We start from the raw sequence: 14,057 nt of genomic DNA, 5'->3' as shown, positions 1-14,057 counted from the left end.
CTTAACCCATCAGTCACAAACCGTTCGTGATCACGCAACACCGTTCCGTCAAAGTGAGGTCATGACCCATGTGACTTCCGCGAAGAGCGCCCGCCGTCCGCACCACTGGCGGCGGGACCTTGTCGAACTGGCCGCCCTGTTCACCGCCGTGGCCGTCGCCGACGCCCTGGCGAACATGATCGCGCACGGGCCCGATGGAGCGTTCCTGCTGGTCGCCTCGGCGGTGGCGCTGATCGCCACCGCCACGTTCCACACCTGGTGGGCACGGAGGCACGGCCATGCCCCACCGGCGTCCGGCGCCGGGCCCGCACCCGACGGGCCGGCGCCGGTGCCCGCGGAGCGGGACACCTCGGCCCCCGGGGAACGGACCCTGTGGCGGATGCGGACCACCGTGCGCGACGAGCCGGGCAGCCTGGCCGCCCTGTGCGGCGCGTTCGCCGCGCACCGGATCGACATCCTCACCCTCCAGACGCATCCGCTGGCCGACGGCACGGTGGACGAGTTCCTGCTGCGCGCCCCGGCCGCGCTCCAGGCGAAGGACCTGACCCGCGAGGTGTCGGCGGCGGGCGGCAGCAGCACCTGGATCGAGCGCGCCGACACCCACGACCTGGTCGACACCCCGACCCGGGTCCTGGGCCTGGCCACCCGCACCGCCCTGGACGCCGCCGAACTCCCGCTTTCCCTACGCCAGTTGCTCGGCCGGTGCACGATCCACTCCCGGCCCGCCGGACCGGCCACCGGCCCCGCCGCGGACGGCGCCGCGCCCGTCGAAGGCGTACTGGACGGAACGGAGATGCGGCTGCGCGACCCGAACGGCGGCACGATCAGCGTCGAGCGCCCCTATCTCCCCTTCACGCCCACCGAGTTCGCGCGCGCCCGCGCCCTGGTGGAGCTGGACGCCCGGCTCGGCCCGCGCATCCCGCGCGGCCAGGACGTGCTGACCCTCCCCGAGGGCGAGGAGATCACCGTCCGCCGCGCCGACGGCGACGACCTCGACGCGGCCCTCGCCATGCACGCCCGGTGCTCCACGCGCACGCTCGGGCTGCGTTACCACGGCCCGGTGGGCGACGCCGACCGCTATCTGAACCATCTGCTGAGCCCCCGCTTCGGCCGTACCCTCGCGGTCCAGACGGCCTCCGGCCGGCTCGTCGCCCTCGGCCATCTGCTCTGGGACGGGGACGAGACCGAGGTCGCGCTGATCGTCGAGGACGCCTGGCAGCGGCGCGGTATCGGCTCCGAGCTGCTCGGCCGCCTGGTGTCACTCGCGGTCGAGGCCCGCTGCGGCAGCGTGTACGCGGTGACGCAGGCGTCCAACACGGGCATGGTCGCCACGATGCGCGACCTCGGCCTGCCGCTCGACTACCAGATCGACGAGGGCACGCTCGTCATCACGGCCCGGCTGGAACCGGCGGCGGTACGGTCCCTCCCGTCCGGTCACTAGGGAGCGTCCGCCGATCGGAGCGACCGCGATCCGGTGATCCGCCGCCGGGGGTCGCGGCCGCTTCGGCGACCGGAACGATCGCGATCAGGCCAAAGGCGGTGCGCCCGGGGAACAACGGGTGTGACGTGGCGCTCCCCGTTGGGGAGGATGGCCGTATGTCAGACACCTCCCCCGGCAGCGCGCTGCCCCGCCAGGTCGCCGACGCCTACGTCGACGCACTCATCGCACTCGACCCCATCACGGGCACCTACCTCGGGGTGGCGGAATCCTCCCGCCGTCTCCCCGACTTCTCCCCCGCCGGGCAGGACGCCCTCGCCGACCTCGCCCGCGCCACGCTCGCGCGGCTCGACGAGGCCGAGGCACTGCCCGGCGCGGACAGCGAGGCCGAGCGGCGCTGCGGTCGGCTGCTGCGCGAGCGGCTGACCGCCGAACTCGCGGTCCACGACGCCGACGAGGGGCTGCGCGCGATCAGCAATCTCAGCTCGCCCGCGCACCATGTCCGCGAGGTGTTCACCGTGACACCGGCCGAGACCGACGAGGACTGGGCGGCCCTCGCGGAGCGGCTGCGCGCGGTGCCCGCCGCACTGGCCGGATACCGTGCCTCGCTGGCCCTGGGTCTGGAGCGCAAGCTGCCGGGCGCGCCGCGCCCCACCGCGACCTTCATCAACCAGCTCACCGACTGGGCGGGCGGGGAGCGGGGCACCGGCTGGTTCGAGGACTTCGCCTCGGCCGGGCCCGACGCGCTGCGCGGCGAGCTGGACTCGGCGGCCCGCGCCGCCACCGCGTCCCTGCTGGAGCTGCGGGACTGGATGCGCGACGTCTACGCGCCGGCCGTGGAGGACGCGCCCGACACCGTGGGCCGGGAGCGCTACGCCCGCTGGGCGCGCTACTTCAACGGTACGGATCTGGATCTCGACGAGGCGTACGCGTACGGCTGGTCCGAGTACCACCGGCTGCTCGCCGAGATGCGCACCGAGGCCGAGAAGATCCTGCCGGGCGCGGGCCCCTGGGAGGCGCTCGCCCATCTCGATGTGCACGGCAAGCACATCGAGGGCGTGGAGGAGGTCAGGGAGTGGCTCCAGAGCCTGATGGACGAGGCGATCGAGGCGCTGGACGGCACGCACTTCGAACTGGCCGAGCGGGTGCGGAAGGTGGAGTCCCGGATCGCCCCGCCCGGTGGCGCGGCCGCCCCGTACTACACCGGCCCCTCCGAGGACTTCTCGCGCCCCGGCCGCACCTGGCTGCCGACCATGGGCGAGACCCGTTTCCCGGTGTACGACCTGGTCTCGACCTGGTACCACGAGGGTGTGCCGGGACACCATCTGCAAATCGCCCAGTGGACGCACGTCGCCGATCAGCTCTCCCGCTACCAGGCGTCCGTCGGCCAGGTCAGCGCCAACGCGGAGGGCTGGGCGCTGTACGCGGAGCGGCTCATGGACGAGCTGGGCTTCCTGCCGGACGCGGAACGCCGACTGGGGTATCTGGACGCGCAGATGATGCGCGCCTGCCGGGTGATCGTGGACATCGGGATGCATCTGGAGCTGGAGATCCCGGCCGAGTCACCGTTCCACCCGGGCGAGCGGTGGACGCCGGAGCTGGCGCAGGAGTTCTTCGGGAACCACAGCGGACGTCCGGCGGACTTCGTGGAGAGCGAGCTGACCCGCTATCTGTCGATGCCGGGCCAGGCGATCGGCTACAAGCTGGGCGAGCGCGCCTGGCTGACCGGCCGGGAGAACGCCCGTAAGGCCCACGGCGACGCGTTCGACGCGAAGGCGTGGCACATGGCGGCGCTGTCGCAGGGCTCGCTGGGCCTGGACGACCTGGTGGACGAGCTGTCCAAGCTCTGACCGGCGGTACCCCGCCCGCCCGCCCGCACCCATCCGCGCGGGCGGGGGGGCGGTCACGGGGCGCCCGGACTCGCGACCCGGGGGTACGGACCGGGCCCGGCCCGGGACGAGCGCGCCCCCGGCCCGGGGGCGCGGCGCCGGACGGCTCAGCCGCGGCGGAACCCGCCCTCCGAGTCGATGACCTGGCCGGTGATCCACTCGGCCTCGTCGGTGGCCAGCCAGGCGATCAGCCGCGCCGGATCGTCGGGCATCCCCCAGCGTCCGGCCGGGAACAGCGCGGCGATCGCGTCGTACGCCGCGCCCGTCAGGTAATCCGTGTCGACGGGCCCGGGGTTGACGGTGTTGACGGTGACCGCCGCGTCCGCGAGGGCGGTGGACAGGGAGCGGGTGGCCGAGGCGAGGGCGCCCTTGGCCAGCCCGTACGCGATCTCGCCCGGCATCCCGCCCGCGAGGTCCTGGCCCGAGGTCATCATCACGACCCGGCCGCCGGGGGTACGGGCCGGGAGCGCGGCGCGCAGCCGGGCGTACGCCTGGACGAGCAGGATCACCGAGCGCGTGTCGACGGCCCAGTGGGCGTCGAGCATCGCCGCGTCGATGGTGTCGAGTGTGCCGTCGGAGCCGCTCAGGGCGTGGTTGGCGACCAGGATGTCGAGCCGGCCGCCGAGCGCCTCGGCGGCGGTGGCGACCAGCGCGGCGGGCGCGTCGCTCGCGGAGAGGTCGGCGGGGCCGTGGACCACCCGCGCGTCGGGGTCGGCGCGTGCCTCGCGTACGGCGGCGGCGACGCCCGCCGGTCCCCGCGGGTCCGCGCCCCACGGCTGGTCCTCGTCGTGCGGGACGTGGTGGTGCAGATAGACGCTCGCTCCGTACGCCGCGAGGCGCCGGGCCACCGCGCAGCCGATGCCGCCGCGTCTGCTGGCCCCGGTGACCAGGGCGGTCCGGCCGCGCAGCGGCAGCGGGTCGCGGCGCAGCCCGGCGGGGGCGGGCGGCGGGAGTGCGGGCATGGGTGTCCTCCGTCGGCGTCGGCGGTCGGCGTCGTCCGCCGGCGTCGGGGAGCAACACCCCCGCCGTACCGAACCGTTGGGACCATCCCTATCACTCCAGTGCGGTGATCGTCGCGGCCATGAGCGCCTCGTGGAGCCGGGGCAGCTCGGGGTCGCCGGGCTCCAGCACCTCCTGGCTGGTCATCCCGTCCCGTACGGCGAACATCGCGCGCGTGATGCGCTCCAGCTGTGCGTCGGTGGGGGCGTGGCCGAGGGCGCGCATCGCGACGCGGACCACCGGGATCAGGGCGTCGCGCACGGTGCGCCGGTGGGCCACGAACGCCTCGGCGGCCCGCGGGTCGCGGACGGCGTGCGCGGTGAACTCCAGGTGGAGGAGGTGGTCGTCGCGGTCGACCGAGAGGGTGGCCACCACCCGGGTCACCGCCTCGACCAGCTCCGCCACCCCGGCGGGACCTTCCGCGGCCGGGTCGGCGGAGGCCCTGATCTCGGCGACCGCCTCGGTGGCGGCGGCCTCGACCGTGGCGATCAGCCTGGCGGCGCGGGCGTCGTAGAGGGCGAGGATCAGCTCGTCGAGGGTCTTGAAGTTGGAGTAGAACGCGCCGCGTGTGTAACCGGCGGCGGCGCACACATCGTCGATGGAGGCCCGGCCGAGCCCCTTCCTGGCGAACACCTCCGCCGCCGCGGAGAGCAGCTGCGCCCGCGTCTCGGCCCGGCGCTTGGTGACGCGGGGCGACTTGCCCGGGGCAGCGGACGGCTTCGGGGCAGCGGGCACGGTGACACTCCCAAGGTCGCACTCCAACTTGCGATTCATTTTTGAATCGGATACATAATTGTATTCGATGATCCGACCGGTCCCGGTCCCCACCGGCCCCGGGCGGTCGCCGCCACTCCCCCACCCGAAGGGTTCCACCATGAGCACACCGGACGAATCGAGCCCGCAGGGCTTCTGGGCCGAGCTGCGGGACGCCGTCCAGTTCCGCACGATACTGCTCATCGCTGGTGTCCTCTTGCTGCAACTTGGCTTTATTTTGTCCTATATCGGAGCTTTCCATGCTCCGAAGCCCCATCAGATCCCGGTCGCCGTGGTCGCCCCCGCGCAGGTGTCGCAGAAGACGATCGCCGGGCTGAACGGCATCGCCTCCTCCCCGGTCAAGGCCGAGGCCGTCGCCTCACGAGCGGCGGCCGAGGAGCAGATCCGTACGGGCGAGACCTCCGCGGCCCTCCTCGTCAACCCCAGCGGCACCGAGGACACCCTGCTGGTGGCCTCAGGTGGCGGCAAGGCGGAGGCCGACGCCGTCACCGCGGTGATCACCGGGGCCGACGCCGACCAGCAGCGCACCGTCACGACGCGGGACATCGTGCCGCTCCAGTCGGGCGACGGACGCGGGCTGAGCGGCTTCTACCTGGTCATCGGCTGGATCGTCGGCGGCTATCTCGTCGCGGCGCTGCTGGGGGTCGCCGCCGGCGCCCGGCCGCTCACCGCCCGCCGCGCGGTCTTCCGGCTCGGCGCGATGGTGCCGTACGCGATCCTCTCCGGGCTGGGCGGCGCGCTCGTCGCGGACTCGGTCCTCGGTGCGCTGACCGGCCACTTCCTGGCGCTGTGGGGCGTCGGCGCGCTGCTCGTCCTCTCGGCCGCGACGGTCACCATGGCCTTCCAGTCCCTCTTCGGCGTCATCGGGATCGGCATCACGGTCCTGGTCTTCGTCATCCTCGGCAACCCGTCGGCGGGCGGCGCCTACCAGTCGTCGCTGCTCCCGCCGTTCTGGCGGGCGATCTCCGAGTGGCTGCCGAACGGCGCGGGCACCGACGCCGTGCGCCGCATCGTCTACTTCGGCGCCGAGGGCATCACCGGGCACCTCCTGGTGATCAGCGCCTACGCGGTGGCCGGCGGGCTCGTCGCGGTCCTGATCCCCCTGCTGCGGTCCCGCCGGTCCGCGGCGAACCCGGCGGTCACGGCGGAAGCGACGGACTGACACCACGTCAAGAACAGGCCGTACGGGGTGAGTCGAACGCCCCGTACGGCCTGTCAGCGTGCCGGGGGCCCGAGCCTCGGCCGGACCAGCGAGCCGCGCCGGTCCTTGACGATCTCCAGCTGGGCGGGGATACGGCGGCGCAGATCGGCGACATGGCTGACGATGCCCACGCTGCGATCGCGCTCCCGCAGCGAGTCGAGCACATCGAGGACCTCGTCCAGCGCCTGTTCGTCCAGGCTGCCGAACCCCTCGTCGATGAAGAGCGTGTCCAGCCGTACGCCGCCCGCCTCGTCCGTGACGACATCCGCGAGGCCGAGCGCGAGGGCGAGCGACGCGAAGAAGGTCTCGCCGCCCGAGAGCGTCGCGGTGTCCCGCTCCCGGCCGGTCCAGGCGTCCACGACCTGGAGCCCCAGCCCGGAGCGGGCCCGGCCGCCGGCGCGCGCGTCGGAGTGCACCAGCCCGTAACGGCCGGAGGACATCCGCCGCAGCCGTACGGTGGCCGCCGCCGCGACCTGTTCGAGCCGGGCCGCCAGTACGTACGACTCCAGCCGCATCCGGCGCTCGTTCTCGGTGGAGGTGCCCGCCGTGAGCGCGGCGAGACGCGCCACCCGGTCGTACTCCTCGCGCAGCGGACCGAGCGCGCGCACCTCGGCCTCGGCCCGCCGGGAGAGCCGGAGCAGCTCGGCGCCGCGCTCGCGCGCGGTGGCGGCGGCGGACGCGGCGGCGCGCAGGGCGTGTTCCGCCGCCCGGTGGGCCTCGTACGCCCCGGCCGTGTCGGCGGGCGGACGCGCGGCGGCGTCCCGGGCCTCCGGCTCCCCGCGCCGCTCGGCGAGCGCGTGGGCCTCCCGCTGCCACACGTCGACCAGCCGCTGTGCCGCGCTCCGGGCGGCCTCGGTCAGCAGCGCCCCGGCGGCGGCGCGCGGGGTGTCGAACCCGGCGCGGAACGCGGCGCTCGCGAGCCGGTCGTCGGCCTCTTTCAGCCGCAGCGCGGTGGTCTCGACGGCGCGTACGCACTCCACGGCCCCGGCGATCCGGCCGGCCAGGGCGGCCAGCTCCCGCCGCCGCTCCGCCACGCTGGCCGCTTCGCCCCTGGCCCGGGTCAACCCGGCCCGCAGCGCGTCCTGTTCGCTTTCGAGCGCCTCGCACCGCGAGGTACGGGCCGCCACCCGGCGCTCCGCCTCGTGGCGCGCGGCGAGCCGCTCCCGGTGCTCGCGCTCGGCGTGGGCGAGCGCCTCCAGGGCGGCGTGCGTGCCGGCGGCGGTACGGCGCGCCTCGGCGTGTTCGCCCTCCAGCCGCCCTACGAGCGCGGCGAGTTCGGCGACCGTCGCGTCACCGGCCTGGGCGCGGGCCGTCGCGCACCGCTCGCGCAGCGCCGCGTGCGCGCGCTCCGCCTCTTCCCTTACCGCGTCGGCCCGCTGATACTCCGTCAGCGCCGCGTCCTCGGCTGCGGAGTCCACCTGGCCCTCGGCCGGCCGCGCGGGCGCGGGATGGTCGGCGGAGCCGCACACGTCGCAGGGGGCGCCGTCGACCAGCCGGGCGGCCAGCTCGGCGGCCATGCCGCGCAGCCGCTCCTCCCGCAGGTCGAGCCAGGTCTCCCGGGCCTCTCCCGCGCGGGTCCCGGTGTCGGTCAGCCGGTGGCGCGCGGCCGTCAGCGCCTCGTCGAGCGTGTCACGCCGCCGGGCGGCGGCCAGGCGCTGCACGGCGGGTTCGAGCTGTCCGGCCAGCCGTTCGGCGCGGGCCGCCGCCTCCTGGGACGCCTCGACCCGGCCCTGGAGCGCACGGCGTTCGGACTCCCAGTCGGCCGGACCGCCCCGCGTCTCCGCGAGGATCTCCTCGTCGGCCCGCGCCTGCCGGTCCAGCGCCGCGCGCTCGGCGGTGATCGCCGCGTCGCGCTCCTCGTCGCGTCCGGCCGCGTCGAGCGCGCCCAGCTCCTGGCGCAACGCCCTTTCCAGCGAGGCGAGTTGCCCGGCCCCTGCCTCGGCGGAGCCCGGCGGGAGGAGCGCGCGCGCCGACTCGTACGCGCGGGCCGCGTCCCGGTGCGCCCGGTCCGCCTCGTCGCGCAGCGAGAGCGCGGGCGCGACCAGCTCCGCGCGGTGGGCGCCGCGCAACGACGCCTCGGCCAGGTCGTGTTCGGGGCGACGGGCTTCGAGCTCCGCCTCGCGGCGCAGCGTCTGCGCGAACCGCTGCTGCGCCGCCGCGAGTTCCCGCGCGGCGTCCAGCGCGCTGCGCGCGGCGGCCTCCCGGCGCTCGGCGGCCGTCAGCGCCGAGGCCGCGATGTCGGCCCGCTCCCGGGCGGCGGAACGGGCGAGCGCGGCCCACTCCAGCACGGCGGGCGCGAGCCCCACGTCGCCGGGCCTGCCCTCCGGCGGCGGCGCGTCCGAGCCGGCGCCCGCCACACCGTCGCCCGCCGCCTGCGCGATGCGCTGGGCGACGGCGAGGAGCCGCTCGTCCCCGGCGCGCACCCGCTGCTCGGCGGCGCGGCGCAGCTCGGCGAGCCGCTCCTCGACCGCCGCGAACCTGCGGGTGTCGAAGAGCCTGCCGAGCAGCTTGCCGCGCGCCTCCGCGTCGGCGCGCAGAAAGCGCGCGAAGTCGCCCTGCGGCAGGAGCACGACCTGGCAGAACTGCTCCTGGGTCATGCCCAGCAGCTGCTTGACCTCCTCGCCGATCTCCTGGTGGGAGCGGCTCAGGGCCTTCCAGCCGCCGCTGGACGCGTCGTACTCGCGCAGCTCGCTCCGCGCCTTCTCGGTGGTGAGGCCGGTGCCCTTCTTCTTGGGCCGCGACTGCGCGGGCCGCCGGGTGAACTCCAGCCGCCTTCCGCCGACGGTCAGTTCGAGGGTGACCTCGGTGGCGGTGCCGGGCGCGGCGTAGTCGCTGCGCAGCGTCACTCCCGGGCTCTGGCGGGCGCCGGGGACCGAGCCGTACAGCGCGTAGCAGACCGCGTCGAGCACCGAGGTCTTCCCGGCGCCGGTCGGGCCGTGCAGCAGAAAGAGCCCGGCGCCCGAGAGCGCGTCGAAATCCACCTCCTGCGCGGTGGCGAAGGGCCCGAAGGCGGTGAGGGCCAGCCGGTGCAGCCTCACGGGGTCACCTCGCGCACCGTCGCGTCGACCCGTACCGCGTCGAGAGCGGCGCGCAGCACGGCACGCTCCCCCTCGTCGGGACCCGGTCCGCCGCGTACATGCGCCACGAAGTCCTCCGCGATCTGCTGGTCGGTGCGGCCCGCCAGCCGCCGGGCGTACGAGGCGAGCGGGTCGTCGTCCCCGCGCTCCGGGTCGAAGACCAGGCTGAGCGCGTGCGGGAAGCGCTCCGCCAGCCGCGCCATCGGCTCGTGCGGGCGGGCCGGGTCGGTGAGCGTGGCCTCGACCCACGACTCCTCGTGGCGCGCCAGCCCCGGGTCGGCCAGCAGGTCGTCCAGCCGCCCCCGGATCCTGGCCAGGGCGCGGGGCACCGGGCAGTCGATCCGCTCGGCCTCGATCGCGCCGGACGCCCCCAGCTCCACCAGCCACATGGTCTTGCGGTGTGCCGTCTCCGAGAACGAGTAGGCGAGCGGGGAGCCCGAGTAGCGCACGCGGTCCGTCACCGCCTGCGCGCCGTGCAGATGCCCCAGGGCGACGTAGTCCACAGCGTCGAAGACCCCGGCCGGTACGGAGGCGACGCCGCCGACCGTGATGTCCCGCTCGCTGTCGCTCGGCTCGCCGCCCGCGACGAAGGCGTGCGCGAGCACCACGGAGCGCGTCCCGGCGGGCCGGTCCGCGAGATCCGCCCGTACCCGCTCCATCGCGGCGCCGAGCACCGCCTCGTGCCCGGCCTTCGGCGCCTTGAACTCGTCCCGCACCAGGGCCGGTTCGAGATACGGCAGCCCGTAGAAGGCGACCTCGCCGTGGCCGTCGGCCAGCACCACGGGCTCCGCGCAGTCGGCCGGGTCGGTCCGCAGATGGATTCCGGCGCGGCCGATGAGCCCGGCGCCGACGCCGAGCCGGCGGGCCGAGTCGTGGTTGCCGGAGATCATCACGGTCGGCACCCCGGCCGCGGCCAGCCGGTGCAGCGCCCGGTCGAACAGCTCCACGGCGCTGAGCGGCGGTACGGCGCGGTCGTAGACGTCCCCCGCGACCAGCACCACGTCCACCTCCCGCTCCCGGACCGTGGCCACCAGGTGGTCGAGGAAGGCGGCCTGGGCGTCGAGCAGGCTGACGCGGTGGAACGAGCGCCCCAGATGCCAGTCCGACGTGTGCAGAATCCTCAAGCTCTCCCCCAGTGGTCGAAGGCCCCACGCTAACCGGGCGCCCCGACAGCAACGGCGTCCGGGTCCCGCCGCCGGTCCCTCAGGCGAACGCCTCGCCGCCCAGCTCCAGCCGCGCCGTCCCCGCCGTACTGTCCGCCAGCCAGGCCCGGAACTCCGCCACCTCCGCGTCCGGCAGCCCGAGGTCGATCGTCACGGCCTCCCCGTACCGCACCTCGCGCACCGCGCGTCCCGTGGCGCGCAGCTCGTTCTCCAGCCGGCCGGCGCGGGCGTGGTCGACGGTGACGGTGGCGAGCCGGAAGCGCTGGCGGGTCAGGGTGCCGAGCGCGTCCAGCGCCTCGCCGACCACCCCGCCGTACGCCCTGATCAGACCGCCCGCGCCGAGCTTGACCCCGCCGTAGTAGCGGGTGACGACCGCGGCGGTGTAGCGCATCTCGCGGCGCAGCAGCATCTGGAGCATCGGCGCTCCCGCGGTGCCGCCCGGCTCGCCGTCGTCGCTCGCCCTCTGTACGGAGGCGTCGGCGCCGATCACATAGGCGAAGCAGTTGTGGGAGGCCGCCGGATGCTCCGCGCGGACGCGGGCGACGAACTCCCGCGCCGCCGGTTCCGTCGCGACGGGCGCCAGCGCGCAGATGAAGCGGGACCGGTTGATCTCGGTCTCGTGAATTCCCTGGTGGGCGACGGTGCGGTACTGCTCCTGCATCCGGCCACCCTATGCGGGGTCCGGGCGCGGGAATGGCCGGGGCGTGCGGGCCGTTCTCCTGGCATGTACGCAGACACAGGCGCCTTCGCGGACGACGACACGGTCCGTTCCCTCCTCACCGGTACGGGAGACACCTGGGCGGTGGTGGGACTGTCGGCCAACCGCTCGCGGGCGGCGTACGGGGTCGCCGCCGTGCTCCAGCGGTACGGCAAGCGCGTCGTACCGGTGCATCCGAGCGCGCAGACGGTGCACGGCGAGCAGGGCTACTCCTCGCTCGCCGAGATCCCCTTCCCCGTCGATGTCGTGGACGTCTTCGTCAACAGCGCGCTGGCGGGAGCCGTCGCCGACGAGGCGGTGGAGATCGGCGCGAAGGGCGTGTGGTTCCAGCTCGGGGTGGTGGACGAGAAGGCGTACGAGCGCACGCGCGCGGCCGGTCTCGCCATGGTCATGGACCGGTGCCCGGCCATCGAGATCCCCCGGCTCGGCAGCTGAGACAGCGGGCCCTCGCGCGCACGGGGGCCCACGTACCGGACCGCCCGGGGCGTCAGACGCCCAGTCCCTCCAGGATCACCGCGCCGGGCAGCTGCCCGAAGACCTTGCCGGGCACGATCAGCTTTCCGCGCCGCCGGCCGCTGCCGATCAGGACCCACTCGGTGTCCAGGACGGCGGAGTCGACGAGCAGCGGCCAGCTCGCGGGCAGTCCGATCGGCGTGATGCCGCCGTACTCCATGCCCGTCTCGCCGACCGCCGTGTCCATCGCGGCGAACGACGCCTTGCGCGCGCCGAGTTGCTTCCTGGCCACCCCGTTGACGTCGACGCGCGCACGGGAGAGCACGACGCACGCCGCGAGGGTGCTCTCGCCGCCCCGCTTGCCCGCCACGACCACGCAGTTGGCGGAGTGGTCGAGCAGCTCGGGGCCGTAGTGCTCCACGAAGACCGCCGTGTCGGCGACCGCCGGGTCCGTGTCCACGAAGACCAGCTGGTCGGCGGGGACATCGCCCTGCCAGCCGCGCACCGCTTCGGCGACGGGCGGCGTGAGCAGGTCGAGGCAGTCGGGGGCGGGGGTGGCGTGGTCGAAGTTTCCGATGGGCGCGCGCATGGGCGTCACGCTAACAGCCGTTCCCCGCGCGCGTTCCGGCCGTCTCAGCGGGCGGGCGGGATGGCGACGGACATGATCATCTCGACCGTGCCGGTGCCGTCGTTGCGGTAGCTGTGGGGCACGTTCGCCTCGAAGGTGGCGGAGGCTCCGGCGGGTACGGGGTGCGGGGTGCCGTCCACGACGAGCGTCAGCTCACCGGCGGTGACATGGAGCAGCTCGACGGTGCCGGGCGGATGCGGGTCGGAGACCCCGGCGTCGCCCGGCGCCAGCGTCCACGACCACATCTCCAGCGGGCCCCGGGCCTCCGTGCCGACGAGCAGGGTGGTGCGGCTGCCCGCCCCGGTGGACCACATCCGTACGGCCTGGTCCTCGGGCACGATCCTGACCTGGGGGCCCTGCTCGTGGTCGAGGAGGGTGGCGATGGAGACGCCGAGCGCGTCCGCGAGCTTGACGGTGGTGCCGACGCTGGGGTTGGTGCGGGCCTGCTCGATCTGGATGATCATGCCCCGGCTGACCCCCGCGCGGGCGGCGAGGGCGTCGAGCGTGAAGCCCCGCTCGCCGCGCCAGCGCTTGAGGTTGCGGGCGAGCGACTGCGTGAGCTGGTCGAGGTCCGACACGTTTCCGTTCCCTACGGTCAAGAAGTCGTTCTCCGCGACGGGACAGCCCCCGCGTGGTGTGCCGTGTGATGCACCCGGCCGTCCACCGCACTGTACTGCGGGTCGGCGTCACCGCGGGGCCGCGTCACCGCGGGGCCGCGCCGCCACGGGTCCGCGTCACCGGGTCAGGCTTCCGGAGCCCGCTCCACCAGCGCGAGCAGCTGCTCCGGAGTGACGCCCTCCGGGATCGGCACCGGCGCGGGCGTGCGCAGCGGCGGCTGCCAGCCGCGCTCGTCGTCCCAGCTGCGCACGGTGCGGGCCGGCGCACCGGCGACCACGGTGTGGTCGGGGACCGTTCCCCGTACGACCGCTCCGGCGGCGACCACCACGTTGCGGCCGAGCCGGGCGCCGGGGAGGATCACCGCGCCGGTGCCCAGCCAGCAGCCGGGCCCTATCTCGACCGGTTCGGTCCGGGGCCACTGCTTGCCGACGGGCGTCCCCGGGTCGTCGTAGCTGTGATTGGTCGAGGTGATGTAGACGTAGGGACCGCAGTACGTATCCGGCCCTATGGTCACCGTCGTATCCGCGATGACATGGCTGCCGCGCCCCAGCACCACCCCGTCGCCCAGCGTCAGCACCTTGTCGGGACCGAGGTCGAGTCCCGGCATCATCCCGGCGGTGAGCGTGACCTGTTCGCCGATGACGCAGTGGTCGCCCAGCTCGATCCACGGCTCGCCGAAGACGGTGCCCTGCGGGAAGGCGAGCCGGGTGCCGGTGCCGATCCGGCGGAAGCGCAGCCGGCCCGGCCGCTCCGCGCTGACCGCGCCCGTCTCCTGGACCCAGCGCCAGCCCCGGTGCACGGCCCGCGAGGCGATCCGGCGCCGCCAGGCGGTCAGCGATGAGAACGTGTTTCTGTTCTTCGGCACGCGCACACCGTAGTCGGCGGGGCCGGGCGCGACCGGACGCGGGTGCTGTGACGTTCACCCCACAGCCGCTCCGGGCCGCCCACCGGCCCCGATGCCCGGCTGCTTCCTACGACCGAGCGGCGCCCACGCTCTCCGCTTACCACGATGCCCCTCGCCGGTGGGCTACTTCGGCATGAAATCCCCCGTTGTGTGGGCTCCGGCCGTTCAGCGGCTTTCGGCGGCTCCGCCCGTGGC

At 74.8% G+C, this 14,057-nt stretch carries 12 protein-coding genes; 4 read left to right on the top strand and 8 right to left on the bottom strand.

Annotated features, from left to right (window positions below):
- Positions 1-61 precede the first annotated feature (61 nt).
- On the top strand, positions 62-1,441 hold the full coding sequence (locus OG627_RS30770; protein ID WP_329070677.1) for a GNAT family N-acetyltransferase: 1,380 nt from the start codon (positions 62-64) through the stop codon (positions 1,439-1,441).
- Between the two features lie 155 nt (positions 1,442-1,596).
- Positions 1,597-3,288, top strand: coding sequence for a DUF885 domain-containing protein (locus OG627_RS30765; protein WP_329070675.1), 1,692 nt, complete (start codon positions 1,597-1,599; stop codon positions 3,286-3,288).
- A gap of 146 nt (positions 3,289-3,434) precedes the next feature.
- Here OG627_RS30765 and OG627_RS30760 read toward each other — a convergent pair whose 3' ends face one another.
- Both OG627_RS30760 and OG627_RS30755 read right to left on the bottom strand, forming a co-directional pair.
- Positions 3,435-4,289 (bottom strand): SDR family oxidoreductase, encoded by an 855-nt coding sequence (locus OG627_RS30760; RefSeq protein ID WP_329070673.1) that lies wholly within the window; start codon positions 4,287-4,289, stop codon positions 3,435-3,437.
- Positions 4,290-4,380: 91 nt separating this feature from the next.
- Complete coding sequence (locus OG627_RS30755; RefSeq protein ID WP_329070671.1) at positions 4,381-5,061, bottom strand: TetR/AcrR family transcriptional regulator; 681 nt, start codon at positions 5,059-5,061, stop codon at positions 4,381-4,383.
- Between the two features lie 139 nt (positions 5,062-5,200).
- On the opposite strand from OG627_RS30755, the gene OG627_RS30750 reads away from it, so the two are divergent.
- Positions 5,201-6,262, top strand: coding sequence for a DUF3533 domain-containing protein (locus tag OG627_RS30750; protein ID WP_329070669.1), 1,062 nt, complete (start codon positions 5,201-5,203; stop codon positions 6,260-6,262).
- A gap of 53 nt (positions 6,263-6,315) precedes the next feature.
- On the opposite strand, the gene OG627_RS30745 is transcribed toward OG627_RS30750, so the two are convergent.
- The 3 genes from OG627_RS30745 to OG627_RS30735 all read right to left on the bottom strand — a co-directional run bounded on the left by OG627_RS30745 (position 6,316) and on the right by OG627_RS30735 (position 11,202).
- The gene (locus OG627_RS30745) at positions 6,316-9,339 is read right to left on the bottom strand and encodes an SMC family ATPase (protein ID WP_329070667.1); all 3,024 of its coding nucleotides are present in this window, start codon (positions 9,337-9,339) and stop codon (positions 6,316-6,318) included.
- Entirely contained in the window at positions 9,336-10,502 is a 1,167-nt protein-coding gene (locus OG627_RS30740) for an exonuclease SbcCD subunit D (RefSeq protein WP_329070665.1), read from the bottom strand. The genes OG627_RS30745 and OG627_RS30740 overlap by 4 nt, the downstream gene beginning before the upstream one ends.
- Positions 10,503-10,581: 79 nt before the next feature.
- Positions 10,582-11,202, bottom strand: coding sequence for a YigZ family protein (locus tag OG627_RS30735; RefSeq protein ID WP_329070662.1), 621 nt, complete (start codon positions 11,200-11,202; stop codon positions 10,582-10,584).
- 63 nt (positions 11,203-11,265) lie between these two features.
- On the opposite strand from OG627_RS30735, the gene OG627_RS30730 reads away from it, so the two are divergent.
- A complete protein-coding gene (locus tag OG627_RS30730) occupies positions 11,266-11,694 on the top strand; it encodes a CoA-binding protein (protein WP_329070660.1) in 429 nt (142 codons plus the stop codon).
- A gap of 52 nt (positions 11,695-11,746) precedes the next feature.
- Here OG627_RS30730 and OG627_RS30725 read toward each other — a convergent pair whose 3' ends face one another.
- The 3 genes from OG627_RS30725 to OG627_RS30715 form a co-directional block, all read right to left on the bottom strand.
- A complete protein-coding gene (locus OG627_RS30725; RefSeq protein ID WP_329070658.1) occupies positions 11,747-12,301 on the bottom strand; it encodes a YbaK/EbsC family protein in 555 nt (184 codons plus the stop codon).
- A gap of 44 nt (positions 12,302-12,345) precedes the next feature.
- Positions 12,346-12,918 (bottom strand): helix-turn-helix domain-containing protein, encoded by a 573-nt coding sequence (locus OG627_RS30720; protein WP_329070656.1) that lies wholly within the window; start codon positions 12,916-12,918, stop codon positions 12,346-12,348.
- Between the two features lie 164 nt (positions 12,919-13,082).
- Positions 13,083-13,823 carry an acyltransferase gene (locus tag OG627_RS30715; protein WP_329070653.1) on the bottom strand — a complete coding sequence of 247 codons (741 nt, stop codon included), beginning with the start codon at positions 13,821-13,823 and terminating at the stop codon, positions 13,083-13,085.
- Between the last annotated feature and the right edge of the window lie 234 nt (positions 13,824-14,057).

Source organism: Streptomyces sp. NBC_01429 (genome assembly GCF_036231945.1).
Taxonomy (GTDB): domain Bacteria; phylum Actinomycetota; class Actinomycetes; order Streptomycetales; family Streptomycetaceae; genus Streptomyces.
Note: the sequence above shows the minus strand (reverse complement) of the source record. Positions and strands in the feature narration are given on the sequence as shown.